General features: G+C 37.7%; 11 protein-coding genes. 3 read left to right on the forward strand and 8 right to left on the reverse strand.

What is annotated here, in order from left to right; all coding sequences use genetic code 11:
• Positions 1–60: 60 nt before the first annotated feature.
• From PSF31_RS00810 to dgt, 7 genes are all read right to left on the reverse strand, one after another.
• On the reverse strand, positions 61–5,946 hold the full coding sequence (locus PSF31_RS00810; RefSeq protein WP_164561188.1) for a TcdA/TcdB pore-forming domain-containing protein: 5,886 nt from the start codon (positions 5,944–5,946) through the stop codon (positions 61–63).
• A 212-nt stretch (positions 5,947–6,158) separates the two neighbouring features.
• Positions 6,159–7,460 carry a phosphopyruvate hydratase gene (gene eno / locus PSF31_RS00815; protein ID WP_004260453.1) on the reverse strand — a complete coding sequence of 434 codons (1,302 nt, stop codon included), beginning with the start codon at positions 7,458–7,460 and terminating at the stop codon, positions 6,159–6,161.
• A gap of 65 nt (positions 7,461–7,525) precedes the next feature.
• Complete coding sequence (gene pyrG, locus PSF31_RS00820; RefSeq protein WP_004260455.1) at positions 7,526–9,163, reverse strand: glutamine hydrolyzing CTP synthase; 1,638 nt, start codon at positions 9,161–9,163, stop codon at positions 7,526–7,528.
• Positions 9,164–9,728: 565 nt separating this feature from the next.
• Positions 9,729–10,523 (reverse strand): nucleoside triphosphate pyrophosphohydrolase, encoded by a 795-nt coding sequence (gene mazG / locus PSF31_RS00825; RefSeq protein WP_096863273.1) that lies wholly within the window; start codon positions 10,521–10,523, stop codon positions 9,729–9,731.
• 554 nt (positions 10,524–11,077) lie between these two features.
• Positions 11,078–13,309, reverse strand: coding sequence for a GTP diphosphokinase (relA, locus tag PSF31_RS00830; protein ID WP_096863274.1), 2,232 nt, complete (start codon positions 13,307–13,309; stop codon positions 11,078–11,080).
• A gap of 16 nt (positions 13,310–13,325) precedes the next feature.
• The gene (gene rlmD, locus PSF31_RS00835) at positions 13,326–14,657 is read right to left on the reverse strand and encodes a 23S rRNA (uracil(1939)-C(5))-methyltransferase RlmD (protein ID WP_096863275.1); all 1,332 of its coding nucleotides are present in this window, start codon (positions 14,655–14,657) and stop codon (positions 13,326–13,328) included.
• Between the two features lie 176 nt (positions 14,658–14,833).
• A complete protein-coding gene (dgt, locus tag PSF31_RS00840) occupies positions 14,834–16,360 on the reverse strand; it encodes a dGTPase (protein WP_096863276.1) in 1,527 nt (508 codons plus the stop codon).
• A 257-nt stretch (positions 16,361–16,617) separates the two neighbouring features.
• Between dgt and mtnN the strand changes: the two genes are divergently transcribed.
• Complete coding sequence (mtnN, locus tag PSF31_RS00845) at positions 16,618–17,310, forward strand: 5'-methylthioadenosine/S-adenosylhomocysteine nucleosidase (protein WP_096863277.1); 693 nt, start codon at positions 16,618–16,620, stop codon at positions 17,308–17,310.
• A 68-nt stretch (positions 17,311–17,378) separates the two neighbouring features.
• Positions 17,379–18,209 carry a vitamin B12 ABC transporter substrate-binding protein BtuF gene (btuF, locus tag PSF31_RS00850; RefSeq protein WP_232062911.1) on the forward strand — a complete coding sequence of 277 codons (831 nt, stop codon included), beginning with the start codon at positions 17,379–17,381 and terminating at the stop codon, positions 18,207–18,209.
• Positions 18,210–18,407: 198 nt separating this feature from the next.
• Here btuF and erpA read toward each other — a convergent pair whose 3' ends face one another.
• Positions 18,408–18,752, reverse strand: a complete 345-nt coding sequence (gene erpA / locus PSF31_RS00855; RefSeq protein WP_004260480.1) for an iron-sulfur cluster insertion protein ErpA — start codon at positions 18,750–18,752, stop codon at positions 18,408–18,410.
• 213 nt (positions 18,753–18,965) lie between these two features.
• On the opposite strand from erpA, the gene hemL reads away from it, so the two are divergent.
• Entirely contained in the window at positions 18,966–20,255 is a 1,290-nt protein-coding gene (gene hemL / locus PSF31_RS00860) for a glutamate-1-semialdehyde 2,1-aminomutase (protein WP_096863317.1), read from the forward strand.
• Positions 20,256–20,600: the final 345 nt, after the last annotated feature.

The following is a 20,600-nucleotide window of genomic DNA, read 5'->3' on the forward strand; positions in this document are numbered from 1 at the left end:
TAGACAACTAATTAAGCTAGCCAGTTAAAGTCCAGCTAGCTTAACTAATTCATACCTGCTCTATCCCACTAAAACAGGCGCAGTAACCAACGAAGGCTGTATTATATCCTGATGTCTAATCATGCTTTCACGATGATTTAATGATGATGTCATTGCTGAAAGCTGTGCTAGCTGATTGTCATGAGCCAACAGTATTTCTTCATCAGACTCATTTGGTGTATTAGTAACCATAAGCCCATCAGTCAATAAATAATTATCTACAATAGTTTTCACCCCAATATCTTCGTTAGAATTTAAAAATCGCAATTGAAGGTGTTCATATCCTTGAGCATTAGCAGCAAATATCCGCCTAATAATAAGTATGCTATTTGTATTTATATCCGTCAGAATAAGGTCATCCCCTAGGCGATTCACTGCTAGAGAGTTCATATCGTCAACAGGTAAAACAAGTGTATCTGTCAAACGATCGCTCGCATTATTATCAATGATAATTGCTTGATAATGTAGCCACGCCGTTCTAGAAATAACATAGCTATCTTCTTTATCTCCCGCACTTAATACAATATTTTTTACATTATTGATAACTGGTGGGTTGATTATATCCCTTGAATTTCCACCGCTAATTAATAAAGATGATGAGAATTCCTCTTTATTACCATCCGAATTATTCTCTCCCTTACTGTAATATAAAATCTCATCATTAGTTGTATACATTAACAATCCATTTTTTAATTTTTTAACTGTCTCAAATTTAATATTTGGGTATACCTCATACAGTGAAGGTAGTGATAAAGTATTTTTTAAGTTGTTTTTATCAAAAGCTTTAACTAAAGCAGTTTCACTTACAATTGGCTGGCAATAAAGTTTTTTATTTTCCATATCAAAAATAATTGCTGCTGAACGGCACTCGTCTATTCCTAAATATTGTAATGTATTATTTGATGACAATTGATATGCAATAACAATACTTTTATTTTCATACCAAGCAGGCATGATAGCTTTATTATGACTCATTTTTAGTCCAAGTAAAGCATATACTCCTTGCTTTGACTCTAATTGACTAAAATCTTCCCACCATCTTGTTGGGTGTAAGTCAAACCACTTTTGATTTAGTGCCACAGGTTGAATATTACCTTGAGCGTTAATTTGACTGACAACACCATTATTATTAATAATTAAAATTTTACTTTGATAGAATATAACACTCTCAATATTTTCGGTTTCTATTCTTTTGATTCCCTGCTTTTCTATTTGAAAGAAATTTGGATTTTCTCCAACTTGTCGATATATTGATTTTTTCTTATGACTATAAAAAAAGAATACTTCTTTCCCATCATTATTTAATAAAAACCCAACAAACATTAAATCTTTAGGCTCAAATAATTCTTTGTTATCGAGAGCAAGATTATATGAAGTAACATTTGGCTTTATAATAACACCGTCTCTTTCTCTTAACCAATAATGATATATATTATTATTTTTATCAATTCCTGATATTTGGATGATATCAGCCAGCTTCACACTTTTACTATATATTGTTTTTTTATCTTTTACTTTATCAACTAACAATAAATACTTACCAAAAATCACATCTGAAATATCCTTAGGTATGACCGATTTTTCTTCAAATAACTGATAATGAGTCAGTTCATCAATAGAAATACTAACTAATATAATTTCATCTCCATTTATCATATAATTTGCGACTTCATGGGCTCCTTCACTAGGATAACGACATGAGAAATAAATATTTTCATTACTAACCCATAACTTAGTTAATTCAAAATCCCGCTGAGCATTATTATTAATAATATATTTCCACTGAAGTTTATTATCCTTATCAACTAACCACAATAGATTATTATCTTTTGAATAAAAACACGCACCCGCCCCTAACAAAGAAAATAGATCAGCATTTTTAGTATATTGTTCCAATGAATCAGTGAAAATATATCTCCCTGTAGAAACCTGATAAAATGCCCTGCCTACATTAACTTTCCCATACTGATAATTTTCAATTAATACGTACTGCCCCATAATTTTATGTTGTTCATTTAATTTATTTAAATGATTAGATAACTCTTCATTATGGCCGACCCACTTATTTCCATCTTCGCCAATTAAATTTAAATCTAAGTTTAAAAAATCAACTTTATAAACTTCATTATTATTAATATATAAAAAATCTTTTTTTGATACTGATTGGTCTATTTTTATTTTTACTCCACCAATATTTATACAGTCAGAACTAACAATAATATCATCTTTATCTAATAATCCACCATTAATTATCCAATGAGAAGGCGATACCTTATTTGAATCATCAATCAATTCTATCTCTGCGCCTATTTGTGGGCTAAGTTTATATACCCCACCATCCCCCCTTATCGAATGCTTAATTTTCCCATGCCACTCACTGGGTATTTTTGGAATAACCAAATGTCTATATTGATTATTTAACTTTATTTCGATTTCTGTATCTACATATTCATTGAATATCTGAGTGATAGTATTTTCACTTGGAAATATATAAAAGTCATAATCAAATTTATCTGTATTTTCTAAACGACGAATAACATCAAACCCACTATCATGACGTGTTGTTGCTCCTGGCCATAAATTGTAATCATATTTAATATACGATTTTGGCGTGATAGGTAAGGCAATTATTTGTGCATCTAAATAGCCATACTGTCGGCTACTCATGTTATATCCGATACCTTTACGAATATTAATTGCCTGTTGACGGTCATGTACCATTGTAGGGAAATTACCCGCCCAAAAAATATAATTTTTCCGTCCACCTCCTGCAGAATGTGCGCTAGTCCTATAGATATACTGGCTATCAAATTCAATTTGGTTATTTCTAAGATCTATTGTTTTAAAAACTGCACCAGCGCGCGGAAGAACAATACTTTTATCAGGTAAGTAATCATATCCGTTATTTTTATATGCTTGGTCTAACTGATAAAAATATCTACCTACCGATTTAGCATCTTCTCCTATCACTGCATAATTACGCGCCAAACCAGTGAAACCAATACTTAACCCTGCAAAAATAACCCCTGCTCCCCCCATAAATACTGAAGCTTCCGTTACTCCTAAAGCACCGGTTCCTAAACTGAGTCCTCCTGTGACAAAACTAGCAGAGTCAAAAGCAAGTTGTGTGCTAAATATAATCTTATGAGGTTCATCTTTTGCATAGGTCAATTCATATATATCAAAGCCGACTAAGGCACCATTAAATAAAACAGTAACACCTTCATTTACTGTTTGAGCTAATGAAGTAGAAAACAGACTAATATTTTTAGCTTGATAGCTAATATTTCCATTTAACCCACTACGAATTATACCCACAATTTTACCTAAATCATTCAGAGCCCCATGAAATATCATCCCATAATTAATATAACTATGTATTTTCAATGCTAATGCTAAGTTAAAATTATCATTTTTCATGCCATTTCTATTATGGTTTTTATCTGAATACCATAGCATCAAAGACTGAATCGCTATTCCTGCATTTAATCCATCGAATGATGGCTCATTGATATTATATTCACTGTTATTATCTATATATTTTTGGGGCTTTATTTTTTTACCATCGAAAAAATAATTTTCCCCAAATAGTGCTACTTGCTTTTCATAGTAATGATTAAACTCTTTAATTGTCGGATCATCCATTTCAATCCAATGACTTTTTTCAGGATCATCATAATCTATAAATTGTAGTTGATATTTACCTTTCTCATCCTCTTTCAGTGTAGAAAATATAGGCACCCATTTTCTATTAAATTGATAGTTCATTGATAAATTGGCAAGAGAAGTTTCTAAACGGTATCCCCATTGTTCTGCTTCTAACATAGCCAATGTTCCTTTCAATTGAATGTCTCTTTGAATAGCAAGTTGTTTATTAACAATACAACTAGTTTTACTCTCACGTTTAGTAATTAAACTCAGTGAAATAGGCTCACTTAAATGAGTTACACTTAACCCATTCCCCACAGGAACACTCGACATATCATCGGTAATAATCGAAATCACTTCAAAAACCGGATCTTTATTGCTCCCAAAGGCTGAGTAAAAATCAGCCATTTTGTTATCTACCATAAATTTTTTAAATGCTGAAAATAGTTCTTTACTATTATTAAACGAAAACAAACCGAAGTTAGGGTCATAAAAATAATAGTGTGATTTTTTATCATTTATAGTTTTACCAATAAGCATCGAGTGATTTTGACTATTAATAGCAAACATCATTGTTTTCTGCTTCGCCTCTAATAAACTCTGTGTTTCTTTGATATTAATTCTACCATGAGAAAATGATGCCTCTATTGCTTCCACATTCGAATGTAATCGCTCCAATGCCGTTTTTATTAATATTGAATCATTATCTTTAGGATTTGCTGATGCTATATAAAGTTTATTAAATAAAGTATCCGCACCTTTTTGATCATCTTTTACTAATGCAACTGACATAGCTCTAACCAAAGGGTAACAACGCCCTCGATAATCATCCCCTATCAGCGTTAAATAAAAATCTTGTGGCATTAATCGATTAATTTGGCTATTTAATGAATAAAATAATTCACTAACTTTTCCTGTTTCATTCAAAACATATTTTATATATTCCGAGTGTCCTACATTATTAATTCTTTGATATAAAGCCCCTCGTTCTATAGGACTAAGGTCTTGAGTCAAATATAATTTTTTCAGTTCTATTGAAGTCATATTCTTCTTTAATCCTGATATATTGACTTCTGAAAAATCGTTCATGCCCTCACTAAAACTATTTCTAAATGAAGGTTTATTAGAATTTTTATGAACAAAAACTAAATTTTCATATCGCTCATTGATTGTTTGTTTATATTCATTAATACCGCCATATATTGATTGTTCTTCATTTTTAACAACAGCGTTCATACCTTTACTTTTTTTTATTTCCCACCATAATTTACTTCTTTCTATTTGGTTTCCTTCAAGCAGTATTCTATTATAATGATTATGATAAAGACTAATTTGAATATCACTTTGTGCTAATTTTCGTGTTAAAGATTTTATTTTAACTTTATCATCTATTGTTTTATTTATCTTCCCATTTAGTTCCTGAAGTTGTTTCTGCCATACCTCTTGGAAACTTTTTAACATTTTTACATGATTATTTATTTTTATACTTATAGATGTAATAAACTCAAGCCATGCTTTAGCGCTATCTAGTTTTCGTTCCGTTTCAAATATATTATTACCTTTCTCATCCACATATAAGCAATTGAATTTCTTTGCTATAGACAATATTTTGGCATGTATATTTTCCCGAGTGTTTTCAAATTTATTTTTATTTATACTATCCATTTTATTATTAGGAATATATTTTAATATTCTATTTTTCCCTTCTATTGCAAATGATTTTCTTTCACCTTTAAAATATTTAACCTCTTGTTTTTGCAAGACTAATTGCCAATCATTATTCAAAAATTGCATATATGCCGTGGCACTACCATTTGTGCCATCTTTTATTTTATAGTCTTGATAGTCAGCAGACATAACTACATTGTCATATAAAACTGAACTATTCATTCGGCAATCATTATAGACCCGATAATAATCTTTATTATAGTCTGTAACTATAATAGAGCTTTTATTTAAAGCACCTGTGAATAAAAAAAATGTATCTGATGGTTTTTTAGGAATATCTACATAGGAGGGATATAAATGCGTTGCATCATAATTATTATTATTGAGTAAATAGCTTTTAATTAGAAACTGGTCAGGCTGATCGCTATCATAATAACTAATATTATATCGTGAATTATCATATTTAGTTAGTGTCAAATCTCCTTTTTCTGCCGTTGAACCAATGTTAATTAACCTGCTTGTATCTAACGTATATTTATTGATAATTTCATTTATATTTTCAATTACTTCTGTATGTTTTTTTATTGTCATTGCATTCATTCCTTTTAATAAAAATTAATTATTTATTTAAAATGAATAATGACTGTAAATTAATATCTCCTTTACTTCCATAATCAAAAAACAAATTCGGATTGAATTTTATAAAAAGAATTCAATTATATTTATTGTATTAATACAATAAATAACCCAAAAAAAGGGAAGCCTAAGCTTCCCTATTCATTAACTTGCTAAGCAATAAATAATTATGCTTGGCCTTTAACTTCTTTTAAGCCATTGAATGGTGCATTTTTACCTAATGCTTCTTCAATGCGAATCAGTTGGTTATATTTAGCAACACGGTCAGAACGGCTCATAGAACCTGTTTTGATTTGGCCTGCCGCTGTACCAACCGCTAAATCTGCAATAGTAGCATCTTCAGTTTCACCTGAACGGTGAGAGATAACAGCTGTATAGCCTGCATCTTTCGCCATTTTAATTGCAGCCAAAGTTTCAGTTAAAGAACCAATTTGGTTGAATTTGATCAGAATAGAGTTAGCGATGCCTTTATCGATACCTTCTTTTAGGATCTTAGTATTAGTTACAAACAGGTCATCACCAACCAGTTGGATTTTGTCACCAAGAACTTTAGTTTGGTATGCGAAACCATCCCAGTCAGACTCGTTCAGACCATCTTCGATAGAGACGATTGGGTACTGTTTAGTCAGTTCTTCTAAATAATGTGTGAACTCTTGTGAAGTGAAGGTTTTGCCTTCGCCTTTCAGCTCATAATTACCGGTTTCTGCGTTATAGAACTCAGATGCTGCACAGTCCATCGCCAGTGTTACGTCTTTACCTAACACATAACCCGCTTGCTCAACCGCTTCTTTAATTGCTGCTAATGCTGCTGCGTTTGATTCTAAGTTAGGCGCATAACCACCTTCATCACCTACAGCTGTATTCATACCTTTAGATTTCAGTACTTTTGCTAAGTGATGGAAGATTTCAGAACCCATACGAACCGCTTCTTTCAGCGTTGGCGCGCCAACAGGCTGGATCATGAATTCTTGGATATCAACGTTGTTATCAGCATGCTCACCACCATTGATGATATTCATCATCGGCAGAGGCATAGAGTATTGACCGTGAGTACCATTCAAGTCAGAAATGTGCTCATACAGAGGCATACCTTTCGCCGCTGCTGCTGCTTTAGCATTTGCTAAAGATACAGCGAGAATTGCGTTTGCACCAAATTTAGATTTGTTCTCAGTGCCATCGAGATCAATCATGATTTTATCGATGTTAGCTTGGTCTTTAGCATCTTTACCAATCAGCGCTTCTGCGATTGGACCATTAACCGCTGCAACTGCTTTCAGAACACCTTTACCCAGAAAACGTGCTTTATCACCGTCACGCAGTTCCAGAGCTTCACGAGAACCTGTTGACGCACCTGATGGTGCCGCAGCTAAACCAACAAAGCCACCTTCTAAATGAACTTCAGCTTCTACAGTTGGGTTACCACGAGAGTCAATGATTTCACGACCGATCACTTTAACAATTTTGGACATTAGGTTTTCCTCAGTACAAGTTAAATTTTGGGAAGTTGGTGCACCTGCGCCGACTTCCCCATATCTTATTTCAACTCACCTTTCTGGTACTTACCAGCGGCTTTAACAAAACCTGCAAACAACGGATGGCCATCTCTTGGTGTAGAGGTGAACTCTGGGTGGAACTGACAAGCCACAAACCATGGATGATTAGGGTTTTCAATAATTTCCACCAGCTTATTATCCACTGAACGACCTGCAATTTTTAGGCCCGCATCTTCAATACGTTTCAGTAGTAAATTATTCACCTCATAACGGTGGCGGTGACGTTCAATGATAGTTTCTGAACCATACATTTCACGTACAAGGCTACCATTCACTAAATGACATGGTTGGCCACCAACACGCATTGTTCCACCAAGATCGCTCTCTTCTGAACGTACTTCAAGGTTACCCTCTTCGTCGCGCCATTCAGTAATCAGCGCAACAACAGGGAATTTACAATCCGCTTTAAATTCTGTTGAGTTTGCATCTGCCATATTGGCAACATTACGTGCAAATTCAATCAATGCGACTTGCATACCCAAACAAATTCCTAAGTAAGGGATCTTGTTTTCACGTGCATATTGAGCGGTCAGAATTTTCCCTTCAACACCACGCTCGCCAAAGCCGCCTGGTACTAAAATAGCATCTAAACCTTTTAGTAACTCAACACCTCGAGTTTCAATATCTTGTGAATCAATTAATTTGATGTTCACAGTTAAACGGTTTTTCAAGCCACCGTGTTTTAATGCTTCAATTACAGATTTATACGCATCTGGTAACTCAACATATTTACCCACCATCCCAATAGTGACTTCACCAGCGGGATTGGCTTCTTCGTAAATAACTTGTTCCCACTCAGCTAAATTAGCTTCTGGCGCATCAATGCGGAAACGGTTACAGATGTATTCATCCAAACCTTGTGATTTCAATAAGGCTGGGATTTTATAAATTGAATCAACGTCTTTGAGAGAAATAACCGCTTTCTCTGGCACATTACAGAACAATGCGATTTTTGCACGTTCATTTGCTGGGATCACTCTGTCTGAACGACAAATCAGCACATCTGGTTGAATACCAATTGACAGTAATTCTTTCACAGAATGTTGAGTTGGCTTAGTTTTTACTTCACCAGCCGCTGCAAGGTATGGCACTAATGTTAAGTGCAAATATAATGTGCGTTCACGGCCAACTTCAGCTGCCATTTGACGAATCGCTTCAAGGAATGGCAATGATTCGATATCACCAACTGTACCACCAACTTCAACCAAAACAACGTCATGGCCTTCACCACCACGGATGATGCGGTCTTTAATTTCATTAGTGATATGAGGGATAACTTGAATTGTAGCGCCTAAATAGTCGCCACGGCGCTCTTTGCGCAGAACTTCAGAGTAAACACGCCCAGTCGTAAAGTTATTACGACGTGTCATTTTAGTACGGATGAAACGCTCATAGTGACCTAAATCTAAGTCAGTTTCAGCGCCGTCTTCTGTAACGAAAACTTCCCCGTGTTGGGTTGGGCTCATAGTGCCTGGATCTACGTTAATGTAGGGATCCAGTTTCATAATAGTCACATTGAGTCCACGGGCTTCGAGTATAGCCGCCAAAGAGGCTGCGGCAATGCCTTTACCCAGTGAGGATACGACCCCGCCGGTCACAAAAATATAATTAGTTTTCATGCTGAACCTGAAAGTTTAGGTTTAAAAGATGATGGATATAACAGGACGGGAAAACAGTATACCCGAACCTTAATTTCGCTACAAATGTTCTAAGCATAATAAGGTTAATTTTCATCAATACTCTAATATTATCAGCAAGTTAAAAGCGAAAAATATTTATCGCTTCAAAATTAGTCATCTTTATCTATTTTTATAGATTAACACAGTTCAAACACAAAAGCTAAATCCTTTCAGCTCATTGTATGGTATAAAAAATGCGATTCTGTACTAACTTTGATTTTGAATAACTATTTACTCTAACTCTCCACATTTAACCTTCGAAAACTTCAACCTACTTATTATTTTTGAAGCTTTGTTTGGAGCCATTGCATGAGGTGATTTTAGAACAAACCAACCATATCGAATTTTTCTGTAGATGCTTCGTTCTATATATAATTAATGCTCTAGATAGTTCGTGCTACAGCTAGGCGGCAAGAGAGGATATCTCAGGGAGCATACACAAGTATATGACCTTAGTAGCCGAACGCAGCCAACAACGCTGTAGTGCGAAATATGACGAACCATTTTATTCTTGACTCTTAACCTGCTGCCAAAGCCCTTCCATCTCATCAAGTGTAGCACTTTCTGTCGTTTTGCCACTTTCCGCTAGGCTTTTTTCGATTTGACGAAAACGGCCTTCAAATTTGTTGCAAGCTTTTTGCAACGCTATTTCAGGTTTATGACCTAAATGGCGAGATAAATTCACTACGGCAAACAATAAATCGCCTATTTCTTCTTCTAGGTGAGTTTGGTCAACAACCGCCTGTGTGGCTTCTTCCATCACCTCTTCAAGTTCTTCATGAACCTTACCCACAACAGGGCCTAACGTATCCCAGTCAAAACCGACCGAAGCACAACGCTTTTGAATTTTATAGGCTTTCATTAGTGCTGGGAGCGAATTCGGGATATCATCTAGCACAGAAAACTGCGATTTTTCAGCTCGCTCTTTTGCTTTTCGTTTTTCCCACCCCTCAATCACTTCCGAGCTGCTCAATGTGTTATTTGTATCAAAAATATGTGGGTGACGATGTTCAAGCTTATCGCTCACTGTTTGGCAAATATCATTAAAATCAAACAATGATTTTTCATTCGCCATTTGCGCATAGAAAACCACTTGGAACAATAAGTCGCCCAGCTCACCTTTTAAGTCGTTAAAATCTTCACGTTCTATCGCATCAAGCACCTCATAGGTTTCCTCAAGTGTATAAGGTGCAATAGTTTTAAATGTCTGTACTTTATCCCATGGGCAACCTGTTTGTGGGTCACGCAGCTGTGCCATAATGGATAATAAGCGCTCGATTTCGGGTTTTTCCTGACTCATTGTATTAACCTTTGATTTTCTTTTGTTTCTAATTGTCATCTTTATCTCAAACTTACCAGATATAAAGGCAAATCAACAAATTTTTCCCAACAAAAGAAAAAACAAAGAAAAGATTATTGAATATTTGCAAAAAATTATTTTCAAAATAGTTTGAATTGCAGCTAGGCGGCAAGTAAACGAGCCCCTAGGAGCATACATCAGTATGTGACTAAGGTGAGAGCACGCAGCCAACAACGCTGCGGCTCAAAATATGAAGAAAATCACTGACAATATAACAGTACTGATTTTCAAAATAGTTTGAGATGTAGGTAGGCGGCAAACGAAGATATCTCAGGGAGCATACATAAGTATGTGACCCGAGTAGCTAAGTGTAGCCAACCCCCCTACAACTTAAAACATGAAGAAAATCACTGACAATATAACAGTACTGATTTTCAAAATAGTTTGAGTTGTAGGTAGGCGGCAAGCGAAGATATCTCGGGGAGCATACATAAGTATGTGACCCGAGTAGCTAAGTGCAGCCAACACCCCTACAACTCAAAATATGAAGAAAATCACTGGGAATGGCGTTTTGCCTCAATAACATCCGGCAACTGATTTAATTTTGCTAACACCCGGCTCAGCACCTCAATATTATACAGCTCAATTGTCATATCTATCGTTGCCAATTGCTGCTTCACATCGCTGCGGCTACTGACGCCAAGCACATTAACCTTCTCATTAGCTAATATTGTCGTGATATCACGTAGTAGACCACTACGGTCATTGGCGACAACTCTAACCACGAGAGAATAACCACTGGAATAGTTTTCTCCCCAAACTGCATCTATCACACGTTCTGGCGCATGACTTTGCAGCTCAGCTAATTGTTCGCAATCCGCACTGTGAATAGAAATACCTCGTCCTTTCGTGATAAAACCGACAATTTCATCCCCTGGAATTGGCTGGCAGCAACGTGCAATATGGTGCATTAGGTTACCAACCCCTTCAACCACCACTCGACCACTACCATGGGATGGTGCTCTTGGGAGTGAAGACTTACTTTCTAATGTCTTCATTGCCGCGCGGTCTTCTTCTTCTGCGGTGGCTTTGTTAAATTTGCTTTGCAGGAAATTCACTAATTGGTTGATACGAATATCACCACCACCAATTCCGGCTAAAACTTCATCCAATGAGTGAACATTATAGCGCGCGATTAGCAGTTTTTCGGCCTCTCGGAGGCTAATATCAAGCTGCGATAATTCGCTATCTAGAATTTGGCGCCCTGCGAGGATGTTTTTGTCTCTATCTTGTTTACGGAACCAATTTTGGATTTTGGCTCGCCCACGGCTGGTTGTTACATACCCTAAGTTAGGATTTAACCAGTCACGGCTTGGGTTTGGGTGCTTTTGAGTGATAATTTCAATTTGGTCACCCATTTGTAATTGATAGCTAAATGGAACAATACGACCACCTATTTTTGCACCAATACAACGATGGCCGACATCACTGTGAATGTGATAAGCGAAATCAAGCGGCGTCGAGCCTGCTGGCAAATCCACCACATCCCCTTTTGGGGTAAAAACATACACTCTGTCATCAAACACTTGGCTACGAACTTCATCTAGCATTTCGCCAGAATCTGCCATTTCTTCTTGCCATGCAATCAGCTTACGTAACCACGCAATACGGTTTTCGTAGCTACTTCCTTTGCCAATGCCAGTTGCGCCTTCTTTGTATTTCCAATGCGCCGCAACCCCCAGCTCTGCATCTTCATGCATTTGGCGAGTACGAATTTGAATTTCAAGTGTTTTGCCGTTTGGCCCTAATACCACTGTATGAATCGATTGATAACCATTAGGCTTTGGATTCGCCACATAGTCATCAAACTCATCAGGAAGGTGGCGAAAATGGGTATGAACAATTCCTAATGCAGCATAACAATCCTGCAAGCGTTCAACGACAATACGCACCGCTCGCACATCAAACAGTTCATCAAATGCCAATGATTTTTTCTGCATTTTACGCCAAATACTGTAAATATGCTTAGGTCGGCCATAGATATCTGCTTGAATATTCTCTTTTAACATGTACTTACGTAAGGTTGTTACGAAAGTATCTATGTACTCTTCACGGTCAATACGACGTTCATGGAGGAGCTTTGCAATTTTCTTATATTCATCGGGATGCAAATAACGAAAACAGAAGTCTTCTAACTCCCATTTTAACTGCCCAATTCCTAGGCGATTTGCTAAAGGAGCATAAATATTTGAACACTCTTTTGCAGCTAAGACGCGCTCATCTTCCGTTGCATCTTTGACTTCACGTAAATGAGCAATTCGTTCCGCTAACTTAATAACAACACAGCGGAAATCCTCTACCATTGACAGTAGCATACGACGAATATTATCGACTTGTGTCGAGCTGGTTTCGCTTGATTGTGTTGCTTTGAGTTGGCGGATCGCATCCATTTCCAGCACGCCTTTAACAAGTTCGTGAATGGATTTGCCAAATTCATCAATAACTTCTTGTTCTTCTAACTTCCCTTCTTCCACTAAGGGGAAAAGCAAAGCCGCTTGTAAGCTGCCGATATCCATACTTAATGTCGATAGGATCTCGGTCATTTCAATACCACGCCACAGTAACAGAGGGGCGATTTCTTGTCCGGCTAATTTATCGTGACAATATTGCCAGGTATGGATGAGCTTTTCTTCTGATTGTTTATTACTCAATCCCAGGCCGTTAACCCACTTTTCTGGGGCAAACTCACCTGCTGGGGTAAGATGCGCACTTCTTACTGCAACCATATGTTCTCCCTACCTATTAAACCTCTGGGCGACGGATAAATAACGCCATTGACTCTAAATGGCTAGTTTGCGGAAACATGTCTAGCATCCGCAACTGTAATAATTGATAGCCCCCATCAAGTAAAACTTTACTATCTCTTGCCAATGTTGTGGGGTTACATGAAACATAGACAATTTTTTCTGGCATCAGTTTAATTAAATGTTCCATAACGCCAGCGGCTCCAGCCCTAGCTGGGTCTAATAACACTTTATTAAAGCCATGAACCGCCCAAGGTTGTGTGTGTATCTGGGCTTCTAAGTTTTCATTATAGAATGTCGCATTACAAATAGTATTGAGCTGTGCATTGTTTCGTGCCTGTTCGACTAAATTTTCCACACCCTCAACACCCACAACGGATTTCACTAACCGTGCAATTGGCAACGTAAAGTTACCCATTCCACAAAAAAGATCTAATACCCTATCTTCACTGTTTAGATCTAACCATGCTAAAGCTTGTTCTACCATCTGCTGGTTAACTTGCCCGTTCACTTGAATAAAATTTAACGGATTAAATTTTAGTAACTCCCCTGCAACTTGATATTCAGGTTGTGGCGAATTTGGTGACAGAGCCTGTAAGTTTTCATCATTACCCGCTAACCAGATAGACACTCCGTGCTGATTTTCAAAATCGCTTAACTTTTGGGTATCTGATAACGAAAAAGGGGTTAAGTAGCGAATCAATACAATTTTACAATTGTCTGCACGAATAAGTTCTACATGCCCCAGTTTCGCTTTATTACTGAGCTGGTTAATACATTCAGAAAGTGGTTTTAATAAAATATCCAAATCTGGGGATAAGATAGGACAATTTTTTATATCAACCAATGTGTTAGATTGAGATTGACGAAACCCCATAACGACATTTTTACTTTTAGGCTGATATTGTAGCCCTAATCGAGCTCGACGGCGGTAACCATATGGCTCACCACTAATCACCGTAGGAACAGATATATCTAGCGATGTTTCGCGCTGCATCAGGTAAGCTAAGGCATGAGCTTTGCTTTCTCTTTGCAGTGCAATGTCAACATGTTGCTGTTGACACCCCCCACATTGATTAAAATAACGGCACCGAGGCTTTACTCTTTGTGGGCTCGTGCTCAAGCGTTTAGTCACCTTCCCTTTAGCAAAATGCCGCTTCTCTTCCGTCAATTCAATTTGTGCTTCTTCTCCAGGCAATAAACCTGTTACAAAAATGGTTTTTCCTTCGATACGGGCAACACCTTGCCCTGCAGCATCGAGGCTATCAGCTACAACCGTGATTTGACGGCGTGAAGTGGTACGGCGATTAGGAGAGTAAAATTGAGCCATAAAGTAGTCACTACAGAGTATTAAGTTATAAAAATCATGATTGCCGAGTTTTCAATTTTAATGCGTTGTTTTTTTTCGCTAATTAATCCAGAAAAACGGCCAGTCCCATTATACCTGTTTTTCCTATCATTTGATTGACTACTTTTCCATTTTTATTATGCCATTCAATTATTATATTAGTTACTAACCATAAATTTACGATATTCTTCATAGGCATAGTGGTCTGTCATACCGCTAATATAGTCTTGAATCAAACGAGCTCGATAATAAAACTCCAGAATAGATTTATCTGCTTCATTCGTTGCAGAAATTTTCTCAAGTGCTTCCGTGTAAGATAAGCGATGCTTATTAGATAATTTATGGAACAATCTCGTTTCAATGAAAAAGTGCTTGTGGTAATTTTTTTCAACGAGCTCAGCAAAATCCCTTCTATTCATCATCAGTAATGGGCTATAAAAATCTAATAACCCACTGATAATTCGGTAGCCTTGCAACTCTAACTCTTCAACTTCATGGTGGTTAAATACATGTTTAAAAGCCACTGTTTTCAATACTTTCAGTAATCTATGTTCTGGGCTTTTATCTTCTAACAAAGCGCTGTTAAAAGTGCCATTATAAATTTCAGGCAGATTTTTAATAAACTGCAGTGCACTGTAATGAGACAACTTCCCTGTAATATTCACGCGCAAATACATAAAGAACTGATCTTGCTGAATACGCCTTGTGTGGTTGTCACTGATATTATTGAAAGCTCGCATGACAGTTTGATCGAACAAATCATTTTGTTCAATATCACCCCACTCTGCTTTTAAGTACTCAATCAACTGCTCAACAGTAAAAATGCCTTTTTCCGCGGCATCATCTAAATCAGCAATACAATATGAAATATCATCAGCCGCTTCCATAATATAGGACAGAGGGAAACGGCAGTATTTCTCCATATCGAGTTTTTTGGTTAACTCACTGACAAAGTCCATCTCTGACCAATAATAGCCTGGTTTTTTCATCAAATAATCAAACTCAGGGGGAATTGGCTCCAAATCATAAGCTCCACGCGTATATTTTAAGATAGAACCAATTTGTGCATAAGTTAAGTTTAGTTTGAGTAAACGATGCGCCATGCGCAGCCCTTGCGCATTACCTTCAAATGAGCATAAATCCTGCTTTAATTGACGGCGGAATAAGTCTTGCTTTTCATTTCCAGTTAATTGTAATGCCGGTATTTGGCATGGGTCAGGGGAATTGGGTGTATATAAGTAACTTGGCGACAGTAACTTGGTAAACCACCGTTGAATTGCGGCCTCACCAAAGTGCCCAAATGGTGGATTACCGATATCATGCATTAAACAAGCCATTTCGACTAAGCTTTCAAACGCATCACAACGTTCATCTAACCCATAGGGCTCCAGTAATTTTTTCTTTTTTAATTCACCTAAAACCGTTTTACTGATGTAACGGCCAACCTGCTGAACCTCTAGTGAGTGAGTTAATCGGCTACGTACTGCTGCGTTTTGCTCTAAGGGGAAAACTTGTGTTTTTTGTTGTAAGCGGCGAATGGCTGCTGAATTGATAATCCGCCCACGATCACTTTCAAATAAGCGATTAACCGCATCTTCATCTTTAGGTGAAATTTTTTGGTTTTTCGCACTGCTCATGTAGTTACGCTGAAAGTTTAGCTTCTTAACAAAATTAATCTCACCCACTCTGCCACCTTCCCTATTTCGATTGATGTTTCATTATATAGCCTAAATACAGGAAAAAACCTTCACGACTCACCTTTCAATGTTACACTTCGTGCATCTTTGTAATTTCGTTGTCAAAATTCGAGTTGTTGCAATTAAAATTGCGAGTCCACTCGAAGAATGCAGCAATAACACAATAAAACATTATCGTCCCTAGTCAAAATATTGACACTATATTGACATTAATAGTGCAAATTGTGCAGGGAAAAGGAGACAAAATGAAAGTTGGAATAATTGGTGCCATGGAACAGGAAGTGGCGATTTTGCGCTCACAAATTGAAAACTGCCAAACTATTAACCGTGCTGGTTGTGAGATTTATACAGGCAAAATTAATGGCGTTGACGTTGCGTTATTGAAATCAGGTATTGGTAAAGTCGCAGCCGCAATCGGTACAACACTATTATTAGAGCATTGCCAACCAGATGTCGTGATTAACACAGGCTCCGCAGGTGGTTTAGACCCTCGTTTAAACGTCGGCGATATCGTGGTTTCTACAGAAGTTCGTTACCATGATGCTGATGTGACCGCATTCGGTTATGAACCCGGCCAAATGGCACAGTGTCCGCCAGCTTTCGTTGCTGATACTAAGCTAATTGAAGTTGCTGAGCAGTGCATTAAGTTATTGGATATGAACGCTGTTCGTGGATTAGTCTGTAGCGGTGATGCTTTTATTAATGGTGCAGAGCCACTGGCGCGCATCAAAGCGATGTTCCCACAAGTTGCGGCAGTAGAAATGGAAGCCACCGCGATTGGTCAAGTATGTCACCAATTTGGCATTCCATTTGTCGTCGTCCGTGCCATTTCAGATGTTGCAGATAAAGAATCTCACACGAGCTTTGATGAGTTTTTACCTGTTGCTGCCCGTCAATCTTCCCTGATGATCACTGCAATTTTAGCTAAGCTCGCTTAATCATTTGCACAAAAGGTATAACTATTTGTTAGTTATACCTTTTAATTAATTCTACGATGAATTTTGTTATGAAACGAATTACGCATTATTTTTCCCTTACTATCACCTTATTATGTGCTTTATTGGTGGCCTTTTCTGCTCTAGGAGCAACAAAGCAGCGCGTTATTAGTTTATCACCGGCCAATACTGAACTTGCTTATGCAGCAGGGCTTGGAGATAGCTTAATTGCGGTCAGTGCTTACTCCGATTACCCAGAGCAAGCAAAAAAATTAGAACAAGTCTCTGATTGGCAAGGTTTAAATGTAGAACGTATTATCGCACTTAAACCTGATTTAATCCTCGCATGGCGAGGAGGTAACCCCCAGCGGCCTCTTGATCAACTCGCAGGCCTCGGTATCCCAATTATTTATTTCGATCCTCAAACTATTGATGATGTCATCAACTCAGTGATTGAATTAGCACAATACAGCCCAACCCCCGAGATAGCACAACAAAATGTTGAAAAAATGCGCTCTAGGCTCGCTCCTTATCAAAAAGAAAAAATTTCTAATAAAAAATCAAAGAAAGTGTTCATTCAACTCGGTACTCAGCCTTTATTTAGCGCAGGTAACCATACGCTGCAAAATGATGTCGTAGAGTTTTGTGGTAGTGAAAATATTTTTGCTAATAGCGCAGTTCAATGGCCTCAAATCAGTCGTGAGCAGGTGCTCACTCGCAAGCCAGATGTAATTATTATGACTGGTTCAGCCGAACAGGAAAAAACAGTGAAAAAATTTTGGCACTCACAGCTCAATGTCCCAATTATCCGATTAAATGAAGATTGGTTTCACCGAGCAGGCCCAAGGATTGTTAATGCGACAGAACAACTGTGCGAGCAGTTAAACGCATTATCTGATTGAGAATTACAAATTACAAATTACAAATTACAAATTACAAATTACAAATTACAAATTACAAATTACAAATTACAAAAATTTTCTAAATAGTTCGAGTTGTGGCAAGGCGGCAAATGAAGATATCTCGGGGAGCATACATTAGTATGTGACCCGAGTAACTGAATGAAGCCAACACCGCCACAGCTCGAAATATGACGAAAATTAGACGCTGAAAGACGAACCACACCCACAAGTAGACTTAGCATTCGGATTGGTCACAATAAAGCGCGAACCTTCTAAGCCTTCAGTATAATCAACACTTCCACCCACTAAATATTGTAGGCTCATTGGGTCTACGACAAGAGCAACACCTTGTTTCTCGATTGTCATATCGCCTTCATTGATCTGATCATCAAATGTGAAACCATATTGGAAACCGCTGCATCCGCCACCAGTGATATAAACACGTAGACGCAGGTTTGGGTTGTCCTCATCAGAGACCAGATCTTTAACTTTAATTGCTGCCGCATCAGTAAATTGCAAAGGCAGAGCTGCATCATCACTCATTTTTTACTCCAAACCGGTGACCGGTAAATTCATGTGTAGGCTAAAACCTACTCAGATCAATTAACCTAATTATCCGCCACTTGACTAAATGGTTCAAGTGCTGTCATGCAATTAGACACATTGTGCATATCTTCATATCAACATTTGGTTTAATTGGTGTGGTGCTTTAGAATGAGAGCAATTTTTTTCTTAGCCTCTTTCTGGAGCCCTGCGATGTCACAATCTGAAAAACTTTACGCACAAGCAAAAGAACAAATTCCTGGTGGTGTAAACTCCCCTGTTCGTGCTTTTAATGGTGTTGGTGGAACCCCATTATTTATTGAAAAAGCGGATGGCGCTTATATTTATGACGTTGATGGTAAAGCCTATGTAGATTATGTTGGCTCATGGGGACCAATGGTTTTAGGCCATAACCATCCTGTGATCCGTGATGCCGTGATCAAAGCGGTTCATAAAGGATTAAGTTTTGGTGCTCCGACTGCCGCTGAAGTTGAAATGGCTGAATTAGTTTGTGAACTAGTCCCCTCTATGGATATGGTACGCATGGTAAATTCAGGCACTGAGGCGACCATGAGCGCAATTCGCCTAGCTCGGGGTTACACAGGCCGTGACAAAATCATCAAATTTGAAGGCTGCTATCATGGCCATGCAGATTGCTTATTAGTCAAAGCGGGTTCTGGTGCGCTTACGATGGGCGAACCAAACTCTCCTGGCGTTCCTGAAGATTTTGTAAAACACACATTAACTTGTACCTATAATGACCTGTCTTCAGTCCGCCAAGCATTTGAAAATTATCCAGAAGATATTGCATGTGTCATTGTTGAACCTGTTGCAGGAAATATGAATTGCGTACCACCAACAGCTGAATTTTTACCCGGTTTACGTGCATTATGTGATGAATTCAATGCCGTACTCATCATTGATGAAGTCATGACAGGCTTTCGCGTCGCATTAGGTGGGGCACAAGATTACTACGATGTTCAGCCTGATTTAACCTGTTTAGGTAAAATCATCGGTGGTGGTATGCCTGTTGGTGCCTTCGGTGGCCGCCTTGAAATTATGGAAAAACTAGCACCAATTGGGCCTGTTTACCAAGCAGGGACCTTATCTGGTAACCCTGTCGCGATGGCTGCTGGCCTCGCTTGCTTAAAAGAAGTCTCTCAGCCGGGAGTCCACTCACGTTTAAATGAATTAACAGAAAAGTTAGCTCGTGGTTTAAAACGTGTTTCCGCAGAGCAAGGTATTCCGATGGTTATCAATCACGTCGGTGGCATGTTTGGTATTTTCTTCACCGACGCCCCAACCGTAACTTGCTACCAAGATGTGATGAAATGCGACGTTGAGCGCTTTAAGAAATTTTTCCATTACATGTTAGAGCAAGGTATTTACCTCGCACCTTCTGCATTTGAAGCTGGCTTTATGTCTATCGCCCACAGCGATGAAGACATTGAGAAAACTATCAAAGCCGCAGAAACTGCATTGATGAAAATTAAAGAGAATTAATTCACATTGATGTTATAGAGGTGAAATTTTATCCATTTTCACCTCTATTTTTTTATAGTTAAGATATAGTTAAGAATAGATAACTCTAGGTTCGACACCACAATTCCCTAACTATTTAGCATTCAAATAATTAGCCTTTCAAATAAGCAATTCGCCAACTAATTAATTCTCTAAAGAGTTCGAGTTGTGGCAAGGCGGCAAATAAGGAAATCCCTAGGAGCATACACAAGTATGTGACTAGGGTTGACGAATGAAGCCAACACAGTCACAACTTGAAATATGACGAGAAAAGCCTTACACCACAATTCCCTAACTAATTAGTATTCAAATAATTAGCCTTTCAAA

It is taken from the genome of Providencia sp. PROV156 (assembly GCF_028480905.1).
In the GTDB taxonomy this organism is placed as follows: domain Bacteria; phylum Pseudomonadota; class Gammaproteobacteria; order Enterobacterales; family Enterobacteriaceae; genus Providencia; species Providencia hangzhouensis.